General features: G+C 73.0%; 17 protein-coding genes, 1 tRNA gene and 1 riboswitch. Of the genes, 11 read left to right on the forward strand and 7 right to left on the reverse strand.

Features of this window, described 5'->3' with window-relative positions; genetic code table 11:
- Positions 1-145: 145 nt before the first annotated feature.
- Positions 146-556 (reverse strand): rodlin, encoded by a 411-nt coding sequence (locus K377_RS34730; RefSeq protein WP_111667596.1) that lies wholly within the window; start codon positions 554-556, stop codon positions 146-148.
- Positions 557-802: 246 nt separating this feature from the next.
- Between K377_RS34730 and K377_RS34735 the strand changes: the two genes are divergently transcribed.
- From K377_RS34735 to K377_RS34745, 3 genes are all read left to right on the forward strand, one after another.
- The gene (locus K377_RS34735; protein WP_111667597.1) at positions 803-1,213 is read left to right on the forward strand and encodes a rodlin; all 411 of its coding nucleotides are present in this window, start codon (positions 803-805) and stop codon (positions 1,211-1,213) included.
- Positions 1,214-1,564: 351 nt separating this feature from the next.
- Positions 1,565-2,461 carry an LCP family protein gene (locus K377_RS34740; protein WP_237551728.1) on the forward strand — a complete coding sequence of 299 codons (897 nt, stop codon included), beginning with the start codon at positions 1,565-1,567 and terminating at the stop codon, positions 2,459-2,461.
- A gap of 116 nt (positions 2,462-2,577) precedes the next feature.
- Positions 2,578-2,988 (forward strand): rodlin, encoded by a 411-nt coding sequence (locus K377_RS34745; protein ID WP_111667599.1) that lies wholly within the window; start codon positions 2,578-2,580, stop codon positions 2,986-2,988.
- Between the two features lie 113 nt (positions 2,989-3,101).
- Here the strand turns inward: K377_RS34745 and K377_RS34750 are convergent, their stop codons facing one another.
- Positions 3,102-3,374 (reverse strand): hypothetical protein, encoded by a 273-nt coding sequence (locus tag K377_RS34750; protein ID WP_309252259.1) that lies wholly within the window; start codon positions 3,372-3,374, stop codon positions 3,102-3,104.
- Positions 3,375-3,533: 159 nt separating this feature from the next.
- On the opposite strand from K377_RS34750, the gene K377_RS34755 reads away from it, so the two are divergent.
- From K377_RS34755 to K377_RS34780, 6 genes are all read left to right on the forward strand, one after another.
- Positions 3,534-4,253: a sulfite exporter TauE/SafE family protein gene (locus K377_RS34755; protein WP_111667601.1), complete on the forward strand. Its 720-nt coding sequence runs from the start codon at positions 3,534-3,536 to the stop codon at positions 4,251-4,253.
- A gap of 95 nt (positions 4,254-4,348) precedes the next feature.
- Entirely contained in the window at positions 4,349-5,569 is a 1,221-nt protein-coding gene (locus tag K377_RS34760; RefSeq protein ID WP_111667602.1) for an alginate lyase family protein, read from the forward strand.
- A gap of 47 nt (positions 5,570-5,616) precedes the next feature.
- Positions 5,617-5,690, forward strand: a tRNA-Met gene (locus K377_RS34765).
- Between the two features lie 156 nt (positions 5,691-5,846).
- Positions 5,847-6,956 carry a PP2C family protein-serine/threonine phosphatase gene (locus tag K377_RS34770; RefSeq protein WP_111667603.1) on the forward strand — a complete coding sequence of 370 codons (1,110 nt, stop codon included), beginning with the start codon at positions 5,847-5,849 and terminating at the stop codon, positions 6,954-6,956.
- A 215-nt stretch (positions 6,957-7,171) separates the two neighbouring features.
- Positions 7,172-7,308: riboswitch (cyclic di-AMP (ydaO/yuaA leader) on the forward strand.
- A gap of 11 nt (positions 7,309-7,319) precedes the next feature.
- Positions 7,320-8,354 carry a M23 family metallopeptidase gene (locus K377_RS34775; RefSeq protein WP_111667604.1) on the forward strand — a complete coding sequence of 345 codons (1,035 nt, stop codon included), beginning with the start codon at positions 7,320-7,322 and terminating at the stop codon, positions 8,352-8,354.
- Positions 8,355-8,498: 144 nt separating this feature from the next.
- Entirely contained in the window at positions 8,499-9,452 is a 954-nt protein-coding gene (locus K377_RS34780; protein ID WP_111667605.1) for an aldo/keto reductase, read from the forward strand.
- 4 nt (positions 9,453-9,456) lie between these two features.
- Here the strand turns inward: K377_RS34780 and K377_RS34785 are convergent, their stop codons facing one another.
- From K377_RS34785 to K377_RS34800, 4 genes are all read right to left on the reverse strand, one after another.
- Positions 9,457-10,773 (reverse strand): PrsW family intramembrane metalloprotease, encoded by a 1,317-nt coding sequence (locus K377_RS34785; protein ID WP_111667606.1) that lies wholly within the window; start codon positions 10,771-10,773, stop codon positions 9,457-9,459.
- Positions 10,774-10,828: 55 nt separating this feature from the next.
- Positions 10,829-11,617, reverse strand: coding sequence for a tRNA (guanosine(46)-N7)-methyltransferase TrmB (trmB, locus tag K377_RS34790; protein WP_111667607.1), 789 nt, complete (start codon positions 11,615-11,617; stop codon positions 10,829-10,831).
- 65 nt (positions 11,618-11,682) lie between these two features.
- A complete protein-coding gene (gene lhgO, locus K377_RS34795) occupies positions 11,683-12,894 on the reverse strand; it encodes an L-2-hydroxyglutarate oxidase (protein WP_111667608.1) in 1,212 nt (403 codons plus the stop codon).
- A 79-nt stretch (positions 12,895-12,973) separates the two neighbouring features.
- Positions 12,974-14,416 carry an MFS transporter gene (locus K377_RS34800; RefSeq protein WP_111667609.1) on the reverse strand — a complete coding sequence of 481 codons (1,443 nt, stop codon included), beginning with the start codon at positions 14,414-14,416 and terminating at the stop codon, positions 12,974-12,976.
- Between the two features lie 641 nt (positions 14,417-15,057).
- On the opposite strand from K377_RS34800, the gene K377_RS34805 reads away from it, so the two are divergent.
- Together K377_RS34805 and K377_RS34810 are read left to right on the forward strand one after the other, a co-directional pair.
- Positions 15,058-17,154: an asparagine synthase-related protein gene (locus K377_RS34805; RefSeq protein WP_111667610.1), complete on the forward strand. Its 2,097-nt coding sequence runs from the start codon at positions 15,058-15,060 to the stop codon at positions 17,152-17,154.
- Positions 17,155-17,390: 236 nt separating this feature from the next.
- Positions 17,391-20,600 carry a BTAD domain-containing putative transcriptional regulator gene (locus K377_RS34810; protein WP_111667611.1) on the forward strand — a complete coding sequence of 1,070 codons (3,210 nt, stop codon included), beginning with the start codon at positions 17,391-17,393 and terminating at the stop codon, positions 20,598-20,600.
- Positions 20,601-20,621: 21 nt separating this feature from the next.
- On the opposite strand, the gene K377_RS34815 is transcribed toward K377_RS34810, so the two are convergent.
- Positions 20,622-22,532 carry a sigma-70 family RNA polymerase sigma factor gene (locus K377_RS34815; protein ID WP_111667612.1) on the reverse strand — a complete coding sequence of 637 codons (1,911 nt, stop codon included), beginning with the start codon at positions 22,530-22,532 and terminating at the stop codon, positions 20,622-20,624.
- Positions 22,533-22,587 lie beyond the last annotated feature (55 nt).

The following is a 22,587-nucleotide window of genomic DNA, read 5'->3' on the forward strand; positions in this document are numbered from 1 at the left end:
CGGGAAGGAAAACGAGACAACCGCCTGCGAGGAAACTGTGTGCCCGCTTAATTGATGAAAGGTTGCGGCCATTCGGGCACAAAAAAGCTCGGGCCGTCCGCGCTCCGAGGAAGCGGGCGGCCCGAGCTCCGGGTGCGGCGGCCGATCAGCCGTTCGCGACGCCGTTGCCCGACAGGACCGGGATGTCGCTGAGGATGTGCGACAGCGGCTCGTCGCCCTTGGCCTGCGTCGAGTTCTCCGTGCACTGCTGGTTCTGCGGGGCCGACAGGACCGGGATGTCCTGGACGGCGACCGGCACGACGCCGACCAGCGAACCGACGTTGCCCTTGACGGGCAGGCCGACGCACGGCTTGTTCAGCGACCCCTGGACCAGGCCGAGCTGCGGGCTCATGTCGCCCTCGGTCATGGAGTTGCCGAAGGCCTGCTTCGCGCCGTTGCCGCTGAGCGAGGTGGTGCCGCCGTCGTCGCCGATGGCGAGCGCGGGGGCGGCCGCGGCCGCGGAGACGCCGACGACGGAAACGGCGACTGCTGCGGCAGCCATAGCCTTCTTGAGCATTGATGTGTTCCTTTTCTGACAGGCACCGGTTTGCTGCGAAGGGAACAACTCCGAGCCGAGTGAATGGTTCTCCAGGTTCACTCGTTTGCCCGGAGGATGCCCGGGGCTACCGGTTCCGGAGACGGGTCGGATAGTCATTTCTTCTGCCTCCGGCGGTGGCCCCCGTCCGGGTGAACGTGGACAACCGATCCGGAGATACGGAGTTGTTCACGGTGCTCCCAAAACGCAAATGAAGGGGAACCTCTCATGATGAAGAAGGCTATGGCTGCCGCAGCGGTCGCCGCTTCGGTCGTCGGTGTCTCGGCTGCCGTGGCTGCGCCCGCGATGGCGATCGGCAACGACGGTGGCACCACGTCGCTCAGCGGCAACGGTGCCGAGCAGGCGTACGGCAACTCCGCCACGTACGGCAGCATGAGCCCGCAGATGGCGCTCATCCAGGGCTCGCTGAACAAGCCCTGCATCGGCCTGCCGGCCAAGGTCAACGCCGGTTCGCTCGTCGGTGTCGTGCCGGTGTCGCTGCAGGACATCCCCGTCCTGTCGGCCCCGCAGAACCAGCAGTGCACGGAGAACTCGACCCAGGCCAAGGGCGACGAGCCGCTGTCGCACGTCCTGGACGACATCCCGGTTCTTTCCGGCAACGGTGCCGGCAACAACTGACGTACCGTGCATTTCCGTTGGGCCGCCGATTCTCGGCGGCCCAACGCCTTTTCCGGCCCGTGAGGCGAACGAGTTGTTTTCGCCCGGGCGTGCGCGGCTGCTCGAAGGAAGAAAAGAAGATGTGCCTACGATCCTCGCGCATCGACCCCTTCGCAGTGGAGTGTCACGATGAGGAAAAGGTTTCTTCAGGGCGGCCGCAGGAGAATCGCGTTCGGCGCTGTCGCGCTGGGATTCCTGGCCTTTTCCGGGATGGCGGCCGGACAGGTGGCGGGTGCCCTGCCCGCGCGGGTGGACGCCTTCAGCGGACTGCAGAATCGTCCCGCCGGAGGGAGCGGCACCAATATCCTCCTGATGGGAACGGACAGCCGCGACACCATCACCCGTGCGGAGAAAGAGAAATTCCACGCCGGTGGCGTCGCCTGCAATTGCAGTGACTCGATGATGCTGGTCCATCTGTCGCAGAAGCACGACCGGCTCAGCGTGATCAGCCTGCCGCGGGACTCGTACACGGAGATCCCCGCGTACGAGGAGCCCGACGGCACGCAGCGCGAGGCCCACCCGGCGAAGATCAACGCCGCGTACGCGGAAGGCGGCGCGCCGCTCGCCGTGGCGACGGTCGAATCCATGACCGGACTGCGGATCGACCACTTCCTGCAGATCGACTTCCGCCGGTTCATCGACGGCGTCGACGCGGTGAACGGCGTGACGGTGTGCACCGAGCGCCGGCTCTCGGACTCGGCCACGAAGCTGAACCTCGCCCCCGGGCGGCACCACCTCGCCGGCGGACCGTCCCTGCAGTACGTGCGCTCGCGCCATGTGGACACCAGCGCCGACCTGGGACGCGTACAGCGCCAGCAGCGGTTCCTGGTCAACGCCCTGCGGAGCGCCGGGCTGAAGAAGACCCTCGCCGACCCGGCGAAGGCGGCGGGGCTGGCCCGGACGCTGCTCGGCTCGGCCTCGGTCGACCAGGGCTTCACCGCGGCCGATCTCGTCTCCCTGGCCCGCGAGCTGCACCGGATGCCGCTCAAGAACATGGAGTTCGGGACGGTGCCCATCGCCGGGTTCAACGACCTGATCCCGAACGTGGGCTCCACCCTGCGCTGGGACGAGGAGCGCGCCGACCGGCTCTTCACGGCGCTCCGCGAGGACCGCCAGGTGACGTCCCCCGCCTCGAAGACCGAGCTGCCCGACCCGCCGCGCCTCCAGGACCAGCCCGTCGTGCGCGGCGACAAGTACGCCTGCGCGTGAGCCGGTGACGCGGGAAGCGCTGGGCCGAACGGGTCGCGCTCCGCAACCGTCCGAACCCTCGTCAGTTGATCAAGTGTGGCTCCGCAATCGGAGTTCGTTCAGTGAAGGGAATACACATGAAGCAGAAGCTGTGGGCAACCGCGACGCTCGCGGTGTCCGTCGCCGGTCTGTCGGCCGTGGCCGCCCCCCAGGCGCTGGCCATCGGTGACGACGGCGGCACGACGTCCATCAGCGGCAACGGCGCGGAGCAGGCGTACGGCAACTCCGCGACCCACGGCGACATGAGCCCGCAGCTCGGCCTCGTCCAGGGCTCGCTGAACAAGCCCTGCATCGGCCTGCCGGCCAAGGCCAACGTCGGCTCGCTCGTCGGCGTCGTGCCGGTCGCGGTCCAGGACATCCCGATCCTGTCGGCCCCGCAGAACCAGCAGTGCACCGAGAACTCCACCCAGGCCAAGGGCGACGAGCCGCTGTCGCACATCCTGGACGACATCCCGGTCCTGTCCGGCAACGGTGCCGCGAACCACTGAAGTACCTGAGGGGGCGGTCGCCGACACGCGGCTGCCCCCTTTTTTTGGCCCCCGGGCACGACAACGGCGGCGGATCGACTGCGATCCGCCGCCGTCGTCGTGCCGCCCGGGTCCTACTCGACCGAGGGCACCAGGCCCGTCACCGGCGCCGCGAGGTCGGTGAGCTGGTGCAGCTCGTTCAGCCGGTTCAGGCCGCCGAGCTGGGCCGTGGTGCTGGGCACCGCCGCGCGCTGCTCCTCCGGGATCGCCATCGTCGACACCGAGTCGAGCGTCTGGGTCGGCGAGATGGCCTCGCCGTCCCCGGCCAGCGGAAGCGGAAGCGGAGCGGCGCTCGCCGCGGGCACCGCGATCGCGGTGGCACCGACGGCGAGCAGGACAGCGGTCATGGCGCGTCGAGTTGAGGTCATGCCTCTACAACGCAGCGGCCGTCCGGGCGGATACGGGGGCCGGAGGGTGCCCACTCGTCAGGTCTAAGCGCCGGGCGGCCTGTTCGGTTCCGTCGGCGGGGTGCCGTACGGGTGTAGGGGCCACGTACGCTCCGCGGCATGGCGGGTGAGGTGGGTCTTGCGCTGGTCGTGGCGGTCGCGGGATGTGTGCAGTGGCTGACCGGGATGGGGTTCGCGCTGGTCGCCGCGCCCGCCCTGGTGCTGCTGCTCGGGCCCGCCGACGGGGTGCTGCTCGCCATCTGCGCCGGGGGAGTGGTGAGTTGTGCCGGGCTCGTGGGCGGGTGGCGGCGGGTGCGGCCGCGGGACATGGTGCCGTTCGTCGCGGCGGCCGTGTGCACGGTGCCGGTCGGTACGTGGACGGCGGCGCGGCTGTCCGAACCGGTCCTGATGACGGTGTTCGGCGCACTCGTGTGCGGGGCCGTGGCGCTGGTCGCGCGGGGTGCGCGGCTGCCGGGGTTCGGCGGGCCAGGGGGCGCGGTCGTCGCCGGAGGCGCGGGCGGGTTCATGAACGCGGCGGCCGGGGTGGGCGGGCCGCCGTTCTCCCTGTACGCCGTGAACGCGGGCTGGCCCATGCGGGAGTTCGTGCCGAACGCGCAGTTCTACGGGGTGGTGGTCAATGTCGTGTCGGTCGCCTCGGGGGGCCTGCCGGGTCTGGACGCGCGCGAGTGGGGCGTGGCCGGCGGGGCCCTGTTCGTGGGGGCGCTGGTGGGGCGGGGGCTTGCCGGGCGGGTGCCGGAGCGGGGGATGCGGTGGCTCGTTCTGGGGCTGGCGCTGGCGGGCGGGGTCGTCGCCCTGGGCAAGGGGGTGTGGGGGTTGTAGCGGCCCCCGATGATCTCCATCGGCTCAACAGAAACTGCGGGTGACGGACGCAGGGGTCAGGCTGCCAGTGACCGAATCTGAGCCGGAGGTAGGGCATGGCAGCGGCGAGACGCCTTCTTGTGGGGAGCCTGCTCCCCCTGGTGATGATCGCGGCCGCCGGCTGCGGCTCGGACGCGAAGGAGGACAGCGGCGCGCAGGCCGTGGCCGCGCCGCCGCGGGCCGCGGGCGGGGCCTTCACCCACCCCGGCGTGCTCGTCGGCAAGGACCAGCTGACGGCCACCCGTGAGCACGTGGCCCGTAAAGAAGAGCCGTGGCTGTCGGCGTACCAGGAGATGAGCCGCAGCAAGTACGCCGCGCTCGACTACAGGCCCAAGGCGTACGAGACCGTGGAGTGCCCGCCCGACACCCGCCCCGGGCAGGGCTGCGTCGAGGAGCGCGAGGACGCCATCGCCGCGTACACCCAGGCCCTCCTGTGGAACATCACCCATGACAAGGCCCACGCCGAGAAGGCCGTGGAGATCATGGACGCCTGGTCGGACAAGGTGAAGCGGCACACCGAGGGCAACGCGGGCCTCCAGACCGCCTGGGCCGGCAGCTCCTGGGCCAAGGCCGCCGAGCTGACGCAGTACACGTACGACGGCTGGGCGGACGGGCAGGAGCTGAAGTTCCAGCGGATGCTGCGCGAGGTGTACCTGCCCGTGGTGCAGCCGGGGTCCGCCGACTTCAACGGCAACTGGGACCTGGTCATGGCCGACGCCACCATGAACATGGCCGTCTACCTCAACGACCACAGCGCCTTCGACAAGGCCGTGCACCACTTCCGCGCGCGCGTGCCCGCCTACTTCTACCTCTCCTCCGACGGCCCGCTGCCGGTCAAGCCCGAGGGCAGCGGCATCGACACCCCGGCGAAGCTGCACACGTACTGGTTCGGGCAGACCACCTTCAAGGACGGCCTCGCCCAGGAGACCTGCCGCAACTTCAAGCACGCCTCCTACTCGCTGGCCGCCACCTCGCACATCGCCGAGACCGCCTGGCACCAGGGCGTCGACCTGTACGGCGAGGTGAGGGACCGGCTCAAGGCGGCCCTGGAGTTCCACTCCAAGTACCAGCTCGGCGCCGCCGCCCCGTCCTGGCTCTGCGGCGGCAAGGTGCAGCGGGACATGGGGCCGGACACCGAGGTCGGCCTCAGCCATCTGCGCGGCCGCCTGAAGATGGACCTCCCGCAGACCGAGAAGCTGACCCGCAAGGAGCGGCCCGAGGGCACCGACGACCTCTTCGTGGCCTGGGAGACCCTGACCCACGCCACCGCCGCCTGACGGATTCGCGTTCTCCCACTCCGATGACGTAGAGTCGGGTTCACCGACGCGGGGTGGAGCAGCTCGGTAGCTCGCTGGGCTCATAACCCAGAGGTCGCAGGTTCAAATCCTGTCCCCGCTACTGAAGGCCGAGGCCGGAATCTCATCGAGATTCCGGCCTCTGTCGTTGCGCGCGCCCGCCACCCGTACGGACCACACCAGGTCGCCGCCGTCACGCTCCCCGGGAACCCTTGACGAGACGCCGGAAACCGGGCGCGGACGTGTCAGGAGACGAGCGGTGGGGAAGCGCGGAGGACGGCACAGATCGGTCGCGGACAGCAGCGGCACCCAGTGGTTCCTGCGCGTGCTGCCGGTTCTGCTGATCCTGGGGGGCGCCTTCTACGAGTACGTCACCCCCTCCGGCTTCTCTGGGGCCCCGCTGTTCAGCGCGGCTCCGCTGGTCGCCGCCCCGTTCTTCCCGCTGCGCAGCACGATCCTGGCCGGGGTCGGATCGGTCGTCGCCATCCTGGTCGTGCATTTCCGGTACACGCACCGGGTCGGCACCGACATCGTCACCGAGATGGCCACCGTGGCCACCGTCTGCGTGCTCGCCTGCTTCATCAACCAGATCGTGCGGCGCAGCAACGAACAGCTGGACTCCGCCCGGCAGATCGCCCAGGCCGCCCAGTTCGCCGTACTGCCCGAACCGGCCGACCGGATCGCCGGCCTGGCCATCGCCGCGCGCTACGAGGCCGCGCAGGCCGGTGCCTTCATCGGCGGTGACCTGTACGCCGTCCAGGACACCCCGCACGGCGTGCGCATCGTCGTCGGGGACGTGCGGGGCAAGGGCATGGGCGCGGTCTCCGCCGTCGCCGTGGTCATCGGCGCGTTCCGGGAGGCCGCCGAGCAGGAGGGCAGCCTGGAGGCGGTCGCGCTGCGCCTGGAGCGGGCGCTGGCCCGCGAGGGCACCCGGCGCGACGGCATCGACGACTTCGAGGGCTTCACCACCGCCGTGCTCGCCGAGATCCCGCACGGCGAGCACCGCGTCCGCATCGTCAACCGCGGCCACCCCGAGCCGATCCTGCTGCTCGGCGACGGCACCGTCCGGATGATCCCCGTCGTCGACGGCGTGGGGGCGCTGCCGCTCGGCATGGGCGAACTCGGCTCCTGGCCGGACCGGGTCGCCGAGGCCGAGTTCCCGGCCGGGGCCACGCTGCTGCTCTACACCGACGGGCTCTCCGAGGCGCGCGACGCGGCGGGCGTCTTCTACGACCCGGCGGCCCGGCTGGCCGGGCGGATCTTCCCCGGGCCCGAGGAACTGCTCCTGTCCCTGGCCGCGGAGGTGCGTGCGCACACCGGGGGCGGCGCGACGGACGACATGGCGCTGCTCGCGGTGCGGCGGCCGTGACTCTCCGCAGATGCCGCGGATAACAATTGACGAACCGTCAGATAGGTGGCCGGTTCACACCGCCGGTCAAGTCGACCCGTTCCGGCCGGTCTTGACCCGTTAAATCCTGGCCAAAGACGTGAACGATCAGTAGGAACAGCTTGGAATTACTGTCGGCTGTCTATTAACGTTCGATAACGCAGCGCGGTCGTCCCAGCCGTCACCAGCGACGGCTCCGCGCGCACGCGCTTAATCCCGCAAGGGAGCCGGGGAACCACCAACTTGGGGTGAATCGGGCATCTTTGGGTGCTCGTAGGAGACCTTCCTGCTCCGAACCCGTCAGCTAACCCGGTAGGCGAGAAGGAAGGAAAGGAGAGCGCCCCCGTGGCGTCGAACCGGCCTGCCCCCGAGTTCTCCTCACTGAAGGATCCGTCGACCGACGCGTTCGGCCCCCAGCCCGAGAGCTGGGAGGAGTGGAACCCCACCGAGGAGTCCGTCCGCCCGGTCCGCGGCAAGCACCGCGTGGCCCGGCAGCGCGGAGGTCTCGCGCGCAGCTCCACCGTGCTGGGCGTCGGCGTGATCGCGGCCGTCGGCGCGGGCGGCATCGCCACCGCGCAGGGCGGCAAGCCCGCCGTCCACATCTCCATGCCCGACCTCTCGGCCGTCAAGGACTCGCTGCCCGAGGCCAGGTCGCTGCCCGGCGTCGGCGCGCTCATATCCGACGGCTCCGACAGCTCCGACTCCGCCACCGCGGCCCCGCTCACCACGGTCGGCAGCGGCACGTCGGACGCGGGCGAGGCGCTGCGCACCCGGATCCTGGCCCAGGCCGAGACCCAGCAGGACGCCGCCGACGCCTCGGCCAAGCAGGCCGCCGAGGAAGCCGCCGCCAAGAAGGCCGCCGACGAGGCCGTCGCCAAGAAGGAGGCGGCCGACAAGAAGGCCGCCGCCGACAAGAAGAAGGCGGAGGAGGAGGCCAAGAAGAAGGCCGAGGCCGAGCGCCTCGCCAAGCTGGCCAAGAGCTACAAGCTCCCCGTCGCCTCCTACACGATCACCGGCACCTTCGGGCAGCCCGGCGCCATGTGGTCCTCCGGCTATCACACGGGCCTGGACTTCGCCGCTTCCACGGGTACCCCGATCTACGCGATCCACTCCGGCACCGTCACGGAGGCCGGCTGGGCGGGCGCGTACGGCTACCGCACGATCATCACCCTCGACGACGGCACCGAGCTGTGGTTCTGCCACCAGTCGTCGATCAACGTCAGCGCCGGCCAGAAGGTCAGCACCGGCGATGTCATCGGCCGCGTGGGCGCCACCGGCAATGTCACCGGACCCCACCTCCACCTGGAGGTCCACCCCGGCGGGGACGCCACCGGCATCGACCCGGCGGCCTGGCTGCGCGACCGCGGCCTGACCCCCTGAGCGGCCGGTTCGTCCGCATCCTGTGAACTCCGGCGGTCCTGGCGGCAACCCCCCGACGCCAGGGCCGCCGGTTTTGCCTGCCCTTGAAGCGCGTACCGCCCGGATCATGGAATGACGCGCTCCGGAGAGACGTTGAAACAGAGCATGAGTTCTTCTGTTCTGCGCCCCCTCGGCTCCTCCGGCCTCGATGTCTTCCCGCTCTGCCTCGGTGGCAACGTCTTCGGCTTCACCGCCGACGAGGCCGCCAGCTTCGAGGTGCTCGACGCCTATGTCGCGGGCGGCGGCAACTTCATCGACACCGCCGACTCCTACTCGGCCTGGGCACCGGGCAACAAGGGCGGCGAGTCCGAGACCCTGATCGGCCGGTGGGCCAAGGCCCGCGGCCGGCGCGACGACGTCGTCATCGCCACCAAGGTCGGCCGCCACCCCGAGTTCCCGGGCCTGCGCGGCGACAACATCAAGGCCGCCGCCGACGCCTCGCTGCGCCGCCTCGACACCGACTACATCGACCTCTACTACACGCACTTCGACGACGACGAGACGATCCCGGTCGAGGAGATCATCGGCGCCCTCGACGAGCTGGTGAAGGCCGGCAAGGTGCGGCACATCGCCGTCTCCAACATCTCGCCGGAGCGCTTGCAGGAGTCCCTGGACTTCTCCGACCGCGAGGGACTGGCCCGCTACGTGGCGATCCAGCCGCACTACAACCTCGTGTCGCGCGACACCTACGAGGGCGCACGCCAGGACATCGCCTCGCGCGCGGGCCTCGGCGCCGCCCCGTACTGGTCGCTGGCCTCCGGCTTCCTGACCGGCAAGTACCGGCCGGGCGTGAGCGTCGACAGCGTCCGCGCCGACAAGGCCGGCGGGTACCTGGAGACCGAGCGCGGGCAGAGGGTCCTCACCGCGCTCGACGAGGTCGCGCAGGCGCACGGCGCCGAGGTCGCCACCGTCGCCCTCGCCTGGCTCGCCTCCCGGCCCACCGTCACGGCGCCGATCGCCTCCGCGCGCACCGCCGCGCAGCTGCCCGCGCTGATGGCCGTCGCCGAGCTGGAGCTGACCGAGGCCGAGCTGGCCCGGCTGACCGAGGCGTCCGCCTGAGCCTCTAGTACTGGTACGGGTTGTACGCGGGGCCGCCGGTCGGCATCGGCGGTACCGCGTACACCGGCGGGCGCCAGACCGGGACCGGGGCCGCCGCCCGTGAGCCGTACGCGAGAGCGGGCCGTGCGGTGGCACGCCGCTCCCACAGCGCCTCCAGCAGTTCCCGTTCCCGTACGACGAAGTCGGCGCCGGCCCGGCCCCTGCGCCCCCGGCGCCGCAGCAGGGCCAGCGACGTCGCGTACGCCTCGTACGCGGCCACGGACTCCGCGGCCTGCCTGCCGCCGTAGTGCGCGGCGAACTCCCGGGCCAGGCGCCGCGCCTTCAGCGAGCCGAGCGCGAACGGTTCGGGCACGGTGACCCAGCCCGCCGCCACATACGCGGGCAGCTCCTCGCGCACGGTGCGCAGTTCGCGCTGGCGCACGTACACCGCGAGCCAGGTGATGAGGCCGAACACGGGCACCATGAAGGCCGCGTAGACGGCGAAGAAGCCGTACTCGCCGAGCGACGACGAGCCGTTCCAGAAGGCGTGCATGCCCATCGCGGCGAGCAGACCCGCGAGCGGCAGCAGGAAGCGGCGGATCCGGCCGCGGTCGCGCGCGGTGACCGCCGCGATGCCGAAGCCGATGCCGGTGAGCACGGTGAAGAGCGGGTGCGCGAACGGGGACATCACGACGCGCACGAAGAAGGTGGCGGCGGTGACCGAGCTGAGGCCGGGACCGGTGCCCGCCAACTGGTCGGTCCCGAAGGCGTTCCCGAGGTACAGGATGTTCTCGGTGAACGCGAAGCCGGTCGCGGTGATCCCGGCGATCACGATGCCGTCGACGACGGAGTCGAAGTCCCGTCTGCGGAAGAGGAAGACCAGCAGCACGGCCGCGGCCTTCGCGGACTCCTCGACGATCGGGGCGATGACGGTGGCGCCGAGGGTGTCGGCGCCGGTCGGGTCGGCGGTGGCGGTCTCTATCCAGCGCGTCGCGAAGCTGTTCGCGACGATGGCTATCAGCGCCGCGGCGCAGGCGCCCCACGCGAACGCGAAGACCATGTTCCGCCAGGGGCCCGGCCGTACGCGGTCCAGCCAGCGGAACGCGGCGGTCAGCAGCGGGACGGGGACGACGGCGAGGCCGAGCCCGACGAGGAACCCCTGGGTGCCGGTCTGCTCCCGGACGAGCGCCGCGATGACCACTCCGGACACCGCGAGCAGCGTGGCCAGTGCCGTGGCCCGGACGCCTCTCCGCTCCCACCAGCGCGGGTGCCGGACCGCGCCGCCCGGGGCTGTGCCGAGGGCGTGGTCCTGGTGGGGCGGGCAGCCGGGATACGGATCCACAGGTTGACCCTAACGAGGGATGTCCGTCCGCGCGACGGGGTCCTGAGACAGGCTGTCACTTCCGCCGGAACAGCAGGTCGTGCACCACGTGGCTCTTGTCGAGGCCCTTGCCCTCGAACCGGGTCAGCGGGCGGAAGTCGGGACGCGGGGCGTAGCCGCCGTCCGCCGCCGTGTTCTCGAAGTCGGGGTGGGCGCTGAGCACGTCGAGCATCTGCTCGGCGTAGTCCTCCCAGTCCGTCGCGCAGTGCAGGATCGCGCCGGGCTTCATCGGGCCCGCGACGAGGGAGAGGAACTCGGGCTGGATCAGCCGCCGTTTGACGTGGCGCTTCTTCGGCCAGGGGTCGGGGAAGTAGACGCGCACCCCGTCGAGGCTCGCGGCGGGGAGCATCGAGCGCAGCAGGATGATCGCGTCGCCGTTGGCCACCCGGACGTTCGAGAGGCCGTTCTTGTCCGCCAGGTTGAGCAGATTGCCCTGGCCGGGGGTGTGCACGTCCACGGCGAGGATGCCAGTGGCCGGGTCCTGGGCCGCCATCCGCGCGGTGGCCTCGCCCATGCCGAAGCCGATCTCCAGGACGATCCGCTCGACCCCGCCGGCGCCCTCCTGCTTGAAGAGCGCTGGCAGGTCGAGCACCCGCTGTCCGTCGACATCCAGGCCCCACTGGGGCCACAGCCGCTGCAGCGCGTCGCCCTGCGCGGTGGTGACCCGGCCGCGGCGCGGCTGGAAGCTGCGGATGCGGTGCTCGTGGTGCGAGCCGGCCGGATCGGGCTTCGGGCCGTCGGGGAACCGGGGCTCGTTCGGGCGCGCGGGCGGCTCGGACGTGGGGTGCTCAAAAGACTCAGACACAGTGGGGAGATTTTACGCGGCCTGCTCCGGCGGCGCGGATCGCCGCCGCTCCCGGGGCAGGCCGGTCACGCCGCGGCGAGCGCGTCCAGGGCCCGCCGGGCCACCTCTCTGCCGATGGGGAGCGAGGCGGTGGCGGCGGGCGACGGAGCGTTCAGCACATGGACCGTGCGGGCGCCCTCGCGGATCAGGAAGTCGTCGACGAGCGTGCCGTCGCGCAGGACCGCTTGGGCACGCACCCCGGCCGGGGCGGGCGTGAGGTCCTCCGCCCGGACCGCCGGGACGAGCCGGCGTACGGCGGCGGCGAACGCGGACCGGGACGCCGAGCGCCGCAGCTCCCCGGCCCCGTACTTCCAGTGGCGCCGGGCGATGTGCCACGACCCGGGCCAGGCCAGCGTCTCCGCGAGCTCTCCGGGGCGGACGACGCCCCAGCCGTAGCCCTCGCGGGCCAGCGCGGGCACGGCGTTCGGCCCGACGTGGACGCCGCCGTCGATGCCCCGGGTCAGGTGCACGCCGAGGAACGGGAACGCCGGGTCCGGCACGGGATAGACGAGGCCGTGCACCAGCTCGGGCCGGGCCAGCTCGAAGTACTCGCCCCGGAACGGCACGATCCGCATCTGCGGGTCGTCCCCGGCGAGGCGGGCGACCCGGTCGCACTGGAGCCCCGCGCAGTTCACCAGGACGCGGCCGCGCACGACGTCCCCGGTGCCGGTGAGCACCGCGACGCCGCGGTCGGGGCGCCGGTCGATCCGCCGCACCTCCGCGCCGTAGCGGATGTCGGCGCCGGAGGCCTCGGCGAGCCGCTCGGCGACCGCGCGGTAGTCGGCGATGCCGGTGGTGCCGACGTGGATGGCGGCGAGGCCGCGCACCTCGGGCTCGTACTCCTGTATCTGGGCGGGGCCCAGCTCGCGCACCGGAATCCCGTTCTCCCTGCCGCGCTGGACCAGGGCGTGCAGGCGGGGGAGCTCGGCGCGGCCGGTGGCGACGATCAGCTTTCCGGTGACCTCGTGCGCGATCCCGTACTCGGCGCAGAACTTGACCATCTCGGCGGCGCCGCGCACCGCGTACTCGGCCTTGAGCGAGCCGGGGCGGTAGTAGATCCCGCTGTGGATCACCCCGCTGTTGCGCCCCGTCTGGTGGCGGGCCGGGCCCAGCTCCTTCTCCAGGACGACGACCCGTGTCCCGGGCGCGATCCGGGACACGGCATAGGCAGTGGAAAGGCCGACGATCCCGCCGCCGACCACCACCACGTCCCCGTCATACGCGACCGTCCCCACCAGGCCTCACCTCCACTACGGGCATCTTGCCCGACGCCACTGACAACGCGGCCCGAGGCCCGCTCCCGGCTCCGGCCGGCCGCTACGCGGGTGCGACCAGCAAGGGGCGTGCCCGCTCACGCAGTTCGGCAACCCTGGGCTCGTCCCCGTAGGGCTCCAGGCGGTGCAGCAGATCCCGTACGTACTCGGTGGTGCGGGCCGAGGAGATCCGTCCGGCCACCTCCAGCGCGCGGGTGCCCTGCTCGCAGGCCGCGTCGAGATTCCCGGACTCCAGCTCCGCGACGGCCGACACCACGAGCCGCAGCCCGTGCGAGCGTACGAACTCCTCCGTCGGACGCGAGAGCGCCTGCTCCGTGAATCTGCGTACCTGCCGGGGCGCCTTCAGGTCGCGGTAGCACTCGGCGGCGTCCGCGGCGAACCGGTCGTACGAGTAGAAGCCCAGCCACGAGGGATCGCTGTCGCCCTCGCGGGCCCGCTCCAGCCAGCCCTCGGCGGCCCGCAGCGCGGCGCCGGCCGCCTGCGCGTCCCCGGCGCGCGCGTGCGCGCGTGCCTCGACGAGCCGGAAGAAGCTCATGGTCCGCGCGGTGGAGAGTCCGCGATTGCGCTCCAGGGCGGCCTGCGCCAGGTCCACGCCCTCGTCCCCGAACCCCCGGTAGGTGGCCTGGAGCGACATGGAGGCGAGGACATAGCCACCGAGCGGCACGTCGGCGGCGGCCCGCGCGAGCCGCAGCGCCTGGATGTAGTACCGCTGGGCCGCCTCCTGCTGCCCGGTGTCGAACGCCATCCAGCCGGCGAGCCGGGTCAGCTCGGCCGCCGCCCCGAACAGCGAGCGCCCCACCTCGTCCGAGTACGAGCCGAGCAGCAGCGGCGCCGCCTCGACCCGCAGACACTCCGGGACCATCGACGAACGCCAGTCGCCGCCGCCGTACTTGGAGTCCCAGCGACGCGCGTCCTCCGCGGCCTCACGCAATTTCTGTACGTCGCTGTGGCCGACCTTCTGGACCTTCGAGCCCTCCTCGACGCTCTCCGCCCCGGCGGCCACGTGCGGCTCACGCGCGACCGACGAGTCGGCCGGTGTTATCAGCCACCGGGAGGCGGGGGTCGCGTAAGCGCTCACTGCGAACGATCCGGCCAGCGACTGCCAGATCCCACCGCTGCCGGCCCGCCGCCCGGCGAGGTCGAGGCGGTACAGCTCGGTCGCCGACTTCACCGCCGCGCGCACGTCGCGCGGGAAGGCCAGGCCCACTTCGGGCGCGGGGTCGGCGTCGGCGAGGCCGATCTCGTGCAGGGGCACGGGACGGCCCAGTTTCTGCCCGATGGCGGCCGCGATCAGGTGCGGGGCCGCGCCCTGCGGCACCATGCCCTTCGACACCCAGCGCGCCACCGACGTCTTGTCGTAGCGAAGCGTCAGACCGCGCTGGCTCCCGAGGTCGTTCACGCGCCGCGCGAGTCCTGCGTTGCTGATCCCCGCGAGGGCGAGAACGGCGCCTAATTTCTCGTTCGGCCCGCGTTGCTCCCTGGACATGCGCCACCCCTCGACACAGACGGCTGCCGCGTCAGGCGTCACCCAGACTGATACTGACCACTTCGGTGTGGCATAACCGCGCGGCATTCGTACACCCAGCGTAGTTCGCCGAATCCCAAGCGTTAAGGGCCGCTGTTCCGGATGGCGGGATTGTTGTCCGTGCTCACGGACGGCGCAGGCCACGCCGTGTGACCGTGTGCTCCGTGCGTGGTGCCGTGCGCCTGTGCGTGCGCTCTTACTCGGACACCCGCGCGGGGCTTCCATGGAACCTGCGTGGGTCGGCCCGCTGTACTGGATCCAGCGGGCTGGGGGACACCGCCGCCTACATCCCCGCGGGCGGCGGACCGGTCCGGGAGGCGGTGTGCGCCTCCCGGACTGTGCGTTGCACTCTGAGTTGCGCGCTGTGGCCGAAGCGGGGTGTCCACCTCCGGCCATCCCGGGCCGATTTGGCCGAAAGTTGCCCCTGCCGTCCTGTGCGGACCGGGTGGTGCCACGGTTCAACCACGGCTCAAACAGGGCGCATTGGGGGGAGCGTACGCCATCTCCCGCTCACTACTTGCCCCTTAACTTGGCCCCTCCTGGGCGCCTCCTTCGTGGCAGCATGGGGACCTCTTGGTTGTCCACAGCTTGTGGAGGCGGCGATGCGGTGGTTGGTGGGGTGGAGCAGCACCGCCCCTGGAGCCGTTGCCTTCGACTCCGCGGGAGCCACGGGCACGGACGGCGAAACGGTCCACCCGGTGGGCTCGCAACTCCTGTGGGGCGACCCGGATCCGCTGTGGGCGGTCGGTGACTGGCGCCCCGACGAGGTGCGCATCGTGCAGGCCGACGAGCGGACGAGGATCGCGGTGCTCGGCGTGTGCGGCGCCACCGACCAACAACTGAAGGTGGGCCTCTTCGCCGCGCGGGGCGGCGCCCTGCGCCACCTGACGGCCTGGCCCGGCAGCTACACCGCGGTGGTCCAGGTCGGCCGCCGCGTCATGGTCGCCGGCGACCTCGCCGGCGCCCGCCCGGTCTTCTACACGCCCTGGGCGGGCGGCACCGCCTACGCCACCGCCGCGCTCCCGCTCGCCGACCTCATCGAGGCCCACCTGGACGTGGGGCACCTGGCCGCGCTGCTCGCCGCCCCCGACGTCCCGGAGGCGCTGCACGACTCGACGCCGTACCAGGGCGTGCGCCGCATCCCGCCGGGGCACGCGCTGATCCTGCGCGCGGGCGCACGCGAGATCGCCGGGTACGAGCCCGTGGCGTCCCTCGCGGTGGCCGCGGCGCCCGCCGACCCCGACAGCGCCGTGGACGCCGTCAGGGAAGCCCTGGTCGACGCCGTACGGGCCCGGCTCGCCGCGCCCCGGCACATCCCCGGCACCGACCGGGACCCCGGACCCGTGCCCGGCATGGGGCCCGCCGAGCGCCGCGCCGCCCGCGGCATGCCGGTGCCCGGCATCGGCGCCGACCTCTCCGGCGGCCCGGCGTCCGGCACCCTCGCGCTGCTCGCGGCGGGCCTGCCCGGGATGCCCGGCACCGTCCTCGGCCACGGCACGGGCGCGGGCGAGCGCCTCCTCGCGGTCACCTTCAACGACCTGTCGACCACGACGATCCACCGCGAGGCCGAACTCGAACGGGCGGGAGCGATCGCGTCCAACCCCCGCCTGCACCACGTGGTGGTGACCGGCGGCGAGGAGACACTGCCGTACGCGGACCTGGAGGGCCCGCTCACCGACGAGCCCAGCGGCATCCTCGTCTCCGCCTCCCGGCACCGCGCGCGCCTCGCCTCCGGCAGCGCCGACCACTTCACCGGCTACGGGGCACGCCAGGTCCTGGACGCCCACCCGGCCCGGCTCGCCGACCTCCTGATGGACCGCAGGCGCCGCCACATGGTGCGTCCCGTGGCCGCGCTCACCAAGGCCGAGGGCGGCTCGCTGCGCGTTCCGGCACGCGTCTACGGAGCGGCCAGAAAACTCGCCCGCACGCCCTACAAGACCGGCCTCGACCACCTGTCCGACCGTCTGCTGCAACGCAGCTTCGACGAACCGGGCGGCGCCGTCGGTGCCTCGCTCGCCGCGCTCGCGTGGGCCAGACCCGGGCCCGCCGCCCGCTGGCTGACCGGCGAGGCACTCGCCGAAGTATCGGTTCGCCTGCAAGAGGGCAGGGTCCGGCCCGGGATGAGCCCGGGGCAGCGGCCCGGCGCGTTCCGGGCCCGCGCCGCCCTCGCCCGGCACGCGGCCGACCTGCGCATCCTGGAGCAGGCCGCGGAGGTCCGCTCCCAGCGCCTGCACGCGCCCTTCCTCGACAACGAGGTGGTCCGCGCCTGCCAGGCCCTCCCCGAAGCCCTGCGCGTCCAGCCCGGAGCCCGCGCGGTGATCCTGCGCACCGTGCTCGAAGGCGCGGGCGTCCACGAACTGCCGGCCGGCTGGGGCGCCCCCTCGCACGCCACGGCGGCGGCCGCCGCCCGCACCGGCCTGCGCGTCTCCGCCGACCACCTCATCGCCCTCTTCGACACCCCGCTGCTGGCCCAGACCGGCCTGATCGAGGCCCGCACGGTCCGCACGGCGCTGCGCGCGGCGGCCGACGGCGAACCCCTCCCCCTGGACGGCCTCGCCGACCTGGTCGGCCTGGAACTCTGGCTCCGCCGCCTGATGTCCCGCCGGGGCACGTGCTGGACCGGCACCCCGGCACGCGCGCGTGCGGTCCCGACGGGCAGCGTGGTCCCGGAACGAGCCCTTGGGGCGGGCCCACGCTGATCCGCCCCCGACTTGGGTAATCTGCCTCCCCGCGCCGCCCCCGCCTTGGGCAATCTGCCGCCATGGGCGGCAGGGTGGGCAAGGCGGCCCCCAGCGCGGGGCGAGCGCTCATAGGGCCCCAGCCGACGGCCCCGCCCACCAGCCGCGACCCCGCCCACCCGGCGACGGCCCCCCGAGCCACGCCGACCCCCACAAACCCCGAGCCCCCATCCCCCCACCGCAGCGACAATGACCCGGTGCGGTACACAATCCTGGGAACCACGAAGGCCTACGACACCGACGGCACCCCCGTCCCCGTAGGCGGCCCGCGCCTCCGCGCCCTCCTCACCTCCCTGGCCCTGCACACCCCGCGCCCGGCCCCCGTCGACACCCTCATCGACGACGTCTGGGAGGACACCCCGCCCGCCGACGCCCCGGCCGCCCTCCAGGCCCTGGTGGGCCGCCTGCGCCGCGCCCTCGGCAAGGACGCCGTCACCTCGGAACCGGGCGGCTACCGCCTCACCGCGACCCGCGACGACATCGACCTGTACGTCTTCGAACGCCTGGCCAGAGAAGGCACCGCGGCGCTCGCCGCCCACGACCCCGCGACCGCCGCCCGCACCCTGCGCGAGGCCCTCGCCCTGTGGCACGGCCCGGCCCTGGCCGACCTGCCCGGCCACACCGCGGCCACCCGCCCCGAGGCCCAGCGCCTGGAGACCACCCGCGCGCGCGTGCAGGCCGACCTGGACCTGGGCCGCGCCCCCGACCTCGTACCGGAACTGCGGGAACTCACCGCGGCGCAGCCCTACGACGAGCCGCTGCACGCGCTGCTCGTCCGGGCCCTGCGCGCGACGGGCCGGCGGGCGGACGCGCTGGCCGCGTACGAGACGGCCCGCCGCACCCTGGCGGACGGCCTGGGCGCCGACCCGGGCCCCGAACTGGTCGCACTGCACACCGAATTGCTGACGGAACCGGCCCCGCCCGCCACACCCGAACCACCGGCCCCACGCCCCCCGGACCGCACCGGCAACCTCCGCCCCCGGCTGAATTCCTTCGTCGGGCGGGAACCCGAACTCGACGCGATCCGTTCCGAATTGCGAGGAGCACGCCTGGTCACGCTCACGGGCCCGGGCGGCTCCGGCAAGACCCGCCTGGCCGAGGAGGCAGCCGCCCCCGAGCCCCGGGCCTGGCTGGTCGAGCTGGCGCCGCTCGACGACCCGAAGGCGGTGCCGGGCGCGGTCGTCAGCGCGCTGGGCCTGCGGGAGACGGTCCTGATGACGGCCGAGCGGGCCGTCCTGCACGACGATCCGACCCGGCTCCTCATCGAGCACTGCGCCCACCGCAGCGAGCTCTTGATCCTTGACAACTGCGAGCATGTGATCGACGCGGCGGCGGAGCTCGCCGAGACCCTCCTGACGCACTGCCCGGGGCTCACGATCCTCGCCACCAGCCGGGAACCCCTGGGCGTGCCGGGGGAGTCGGTGCGCCCGGTCGAGCCGCTGCCCCCGCACCCCGCCCACCGCCTGTTCGCCGAGCGGGCCGCAGCGGTCCGCCCCGGTTTCGACCCCGCGCGGGACGCCGAGGCCGTCGCCGAGATCTGCCGCCGCCTGGACGGCCTCCCGCTCGCCATCGAGCTGGCCGCGGCCCGGCTGCGGATGCTCACCCCGCGCCAGATCGCCGACCGCCTCGACGACCGGTTCCGCCTGCTGACCAGCGGCAGCCGCACCGTTCTGCCCCGCCAGCAGACCCTGCGCGCCGTCGTCGACTGGTCCTGGGACCTGCTCGACGACGGCGAGCGCGCCGCCCTCGCCGAGCTGTCGGTCTTCGCGGGCGGCTGGACCCTGGAGGCCGCCGAGGCCGTCTGCTCCGCGCCCGGCGGCGCCGACACCGTCGGCTCCCTCGTGGACAAGTCCCTGCTGATCGCGACCCCGAGCGGCCAGGGGCTGCCCGGGATGCGCTACCGCATGCTGGAGACCATCCACGAGTACGCCATCGAGCGCGCCGCCGAGACCCCCGAGCTGCGCCTCGCCGCCGAGCGCCGGCATCTGGCGTACATACGCGCGCTCGTCGAAGAGGCCGATCCCAAGATCCGCTCCGGCGAGCAGCTTCCGTGGATCCAGCGCCTGGAGACGGAGCTGGACAACATCCGGGCGGCCCTGACCCGGGTGACGACCGCGCCCGGCCTCGTCGACGAGGAGGCCGCGATCGCCCTGGCGCTGCACATCGGCTGGTTCTGGTGGCTGCGCAACTACCGCTCCGAGGGCGGCGGCTGGGTCCAGGCCATCCGCCGCATGCTGCCCGACGACACCGAGCCGGACGACCCCGGGAGCCCGCTCCACTGGCCGCGGATGAAGCTGCGCCTGCTGGCCCTCTTCCTCGTCACCGAGTCCACCCCGCAGGAAGTCATCAAGAGCGAGGCCGACCGGGCGTACATGGTGCGGGTGCGGACCGCCTTCGAGCCGCCGAGCCGCGAGGGCGCCTCGTTCCCGGGGATCATCTGGCCGTTCACCCTGTTCGTCCTCGACGGGGTGAGCGATGTGCGCGAGGCACTGGACCGCGCCGTCGAGAACTGCCGCCGTTTCGGCGGGGACTGGGAGATCGGCGTCACGCTGATGTTCCGTACCCACACGGTGGTGGACATGGCGGGCCGCATGGAGGGCGTCGACGAGGACATCGTCGAGCTGCGGGAGATCAGCCGCCGGGTGGGCGACCGCTGGATGCGCGCCCAGGTGTGCAGCGCGGCGGCCGAGGTCGCCATGAGCCGCGGCCGCTACCCGGAGGCGCAGGTCGAGCTGGAGGAGGGGATCCGGCTCGCCCACGAGGTGGGGGCGTACGCGGAGACGCCGTTCCTGCTGGCGCGGATCGCCGAGATCGCCTACCGCGAGGGCGACCGGGAAGCGGCCCGCAAGGCGCTCGACACGGCGAGCGAGGAGGCGGACCGGTACGGGATCGCGGACACCGCGGCCTTCATCGGGGTGCTGCACGCCCATCTCGCCCTGGCAGAGGGGAAGGTGGACCGTGCGCGCGAGCTGTGCGACACGTCCCGCGCGGTCGCCGAGGGCGGCACCCCGCCCCCGCAGTTCAACGCGTCGCTCGGTCTGATCGACTCCCGCATCACGGCGGCCGAGTCGGGGCCCGTGCCCGGCCTCGCGCTCCTCACCGACACCCTGCGCGACGCGATCGCGGCACGCTGCGCGGAGACCGTCGTCGCGGGTTTGGTCGACGTCGGCGCCGAACTCCACGCGCGCCGCGACGACGTGGCCCGCGCGGTCCGGCTGTTCGCGGCGTCGGACGTCCTGCGCGACGGCCGGCCCCGCCCGCTCCCCGAGCGCGACGAGTGCGCGGCCGTGGAGACCCGCGCGCGGGCCGAACTTGGCGCCACCCGGTACGAGGCCGAGCGCGCGGCGGGCACGGCGCTCACCCCGGAGCAGCTCGTGGCCGAACTGGCGGGCCCCACGGCCGACTAGGGCGTGTGCCCGCGCGCCCGGTCAGCCGCAGCTGAACCGCGACTCCGCCCAGTCGGCGACCGCCACCCCGCCGCCCGGCCCCTCCGGCTCCACCACGAGCCGGATCGTCTTGTGCCCGCTCAGGTTCACATGCACCGGCACCGCCGGATCGTGCCCGCGGACGACCTTCGACCGCCAGGCGCGCGCCCCGTCGACGTAGACGGAGAACCGGACGGCGCCCAGCCCCAGCGTCATGTCGTCGACACCGACCACGGCGTCGTACGCGGAGCAGGTGCGGTTCAGATCGACGGTGACCGAGGACCGGGAGTGCACCGAGACGCCGTGCGCGTACCTCGTGCCGTCGATCGACATGCCGTAGCGCTGCCAGACCCAGCTGCTCTCGGCGAGCCGGATCTCCGGCTTGCTGCCGTCGCCCGTGACGCCGTAGTCGAGCGTGCTCAGCTGGTAGACGGCGGGGGCGGGCGGGGGAGTCGGCGTCGGCGTCGGCTTGGGCGTGGGCCTGGGCTTGGGCGGGGTGGGCTTCGGGGTCGGCTTCGGCGTGTGCCTGGCCGGCGTGGGCTTAGGAGCCGGCTTCGCCGACGGCTTGGGCTTGGGCGTCGGAGTGGGCGTCGGCGTCGGGGTGGGCTTCGGCTCGGGCGGGGTGGGCTTCGGCGTCGGCTTCTGCGGCGTCGGCGTGATCGGCTGCGAGACCGGCGGCTTCTCCTTCCGCGCCTCCGGCTCCTGCTTGGGCTCGGCGCCGGTGAGCGCGATGGCCAGCGCGGCGGCGGTCGCGGCCGCCACCACCCCGGCGGCGATCCCGGCCTTCGCGGGCGCGCCGAGCCCCTCCGACGCGGCGGCACCGGCCGCGCCGCCCCCCGATGTGCTCCCGCTCGCGGCGGCGGCCGCACCGGCGCCCGCCGCACTCGCGGCGCCACCGCCGATGAAGGCGGCCGCCTTCGCGTACCCGGCGGCGCCGAACCAGCCGATGACCGCGACCGGCACGACCCCCGGGATGCCGCTGGCGACTTCCTTGATCTGACCGGCCGCGAGCCGGCACTTGGCGCACTCCTCCAGGTGCTTGCGCAGGCCCCGCTCGGCCCGCGTGCGCAGGCTGCCGCGCGCGTACGCGCCGAGCCGGTCCGCGTACCGGGAGCACTCCTCGGACTCGGTGAGCGTGGCCGAGACATGCGCCTGGAGGTAGGCCTCCTTCAGGCCCTCGCGGGCGCGCTTGGCCAGCACCCGCGTGCCGTTGGCGTCGAGGCCGAACAGGGTGGCGACATCGCTGGGCGACTCGTCCTCGACCTCGGTGTGCCACAGCACGGCCTGCCAGCGCTCGGGCAGCGAGCGGAAGGCCTGCATGGCCATCGACTGCTCGGCCTCCTGCATGGCCCGTACGTCCGCGCCGAGTTCGAGCGTGTCGTCGTCGCGGACCTCGGTCGAGCGGGCGGCCTGGTCGGCGAAGAGGGCGAAGTCGTCGACGAGTTGCTCGCGCTTGGCCGACTTCGTCCAGGACGCGGCGACCCGCCGCACGGTGGTCAGCAGATAGGCGCGCACCGCGTGCTCGGGCCCGCTGCCGCCGCGCACGGCCTGGAGCATGCGGGCGAAGACCTCGGCCGTCAGGTCGTCCGCGGTGTGGCCGTCGCGGCAGCAGGTGCGGGCGTAGCGGCGGACGGCGGCGGAGTGCCGGCGGTACAGCTCCTCGTACGCGCCGTCGTCCCCCGCGCGCATCCGCTCGATCAGATCGGCGTCGGACGGCGCCCGGTCCCCGTCGGCGGCGGCCGAGACCTCGCGCTGGGCCGGTACGGACACGTCGGCGTCGGGCACGGGAGCCGCGGCGGGTCTGCCGGAGCTCCGGTCGGGGCCGCCCTGGCTCGGTACCTGCTGCGCGGTGAGGTCCTCCGCGCCCGTCCCCCCACCGTCGGGCCGCTGCTCGCCCTGCCCGTCAACGCTCATCGCGGAAGCCCCCGCCTGCCCACTCACGGCCGATCACCGGGAAAGCGTGCCACAC

The organism is Streptomyces sp. PsTaAH-137 (genome assembly GCF_003259365.1).
Classification (GTDB): domain Bacteria; phylum Actinomycetota; class Actinomycetes; order Streptomycetales; family Streptomycetaceae; genus Streptomyces.

Bases quoted from the DNA above. Each gene is read 5' to 3' on its own strand.
- K377_RS34750 (WP_309252259.1), bottom strand. From the start codon at position 3,374: ATGACCGCTGTCCTGCTCGCCGTCGGTGCCACCGCGATCGCGGTGCCC.
- K377_RS34745 (WP_111667599.1), top strand. From the start codon at position 2,578: ATGAAGCAGAAGCTGTGGGCAACCGCGACGCTCGCGGTGTCCGTCGCC.
- K377_RS34730 (WP_111667596.1), bottom strand. From the start codon at position 556: ATGCTCAAGAAGGCTATGGCTGCCGCAGCAGTCGCCGTTTCCGTCGTC.
- K377_RS34805 (WP_111667610.1), top strand. From the start codon at position 15,058: ATGCGGTGGTTGGTGGGGTGGAGCAGCACCGCCCCTGGAGCCGTTGCC.
- K377_RS34800 (WP_111667609.1), bottom strand. From the start codon at position 14,416: ATGTCCAGGGAGCAACGCGGGCCGAACGAGAAATTAGGCGCCGTTCTC.
- K377_RS34815 (WP_111667612.1), bottom strand. From the start codon at position 22,532: ATGAGCGTTGACGGGCAGGGCGAGCAGCGGCCCGACGGTGGGGGGACG.
- K377_RS34760 (WP_111667602.1), top strand. From the start codon at position 4,349: ATGGCAGCGGCGAGACGCCTTCTTGTGGGGAGCCTGCTCCCCCTGGTG.
- K377_RS34780 (WP_111667605.1), top strand. From the start codon at position 8,499: ATGAGTTCTTCTGTTCTGCGCCCCCTCGGCTCCTCCGGCCTCGATGTC.
- K377_RS34740 (WP_237551728.1), top strand. From the start codon at position 1,565: ATGGGAACGGACAGCCGCGACACCATCACCCGTGCGGAGAAAGAGAAA.
- K377_RS34755 (WP_111667601.1), top strand. From the start codon at position 3,534: ATGGCGGGTGAGGTGGGTCTTGCGCTGGTCGTGGCGGTCGCGGGATGT.
- K377_RS34735 (WP_111667597.1), top strand. From the start codon at position 803: ATGATGAAGAAGGCTATGGCTGCCGCAGCGGTCGCCGCTTCGGTCGTC.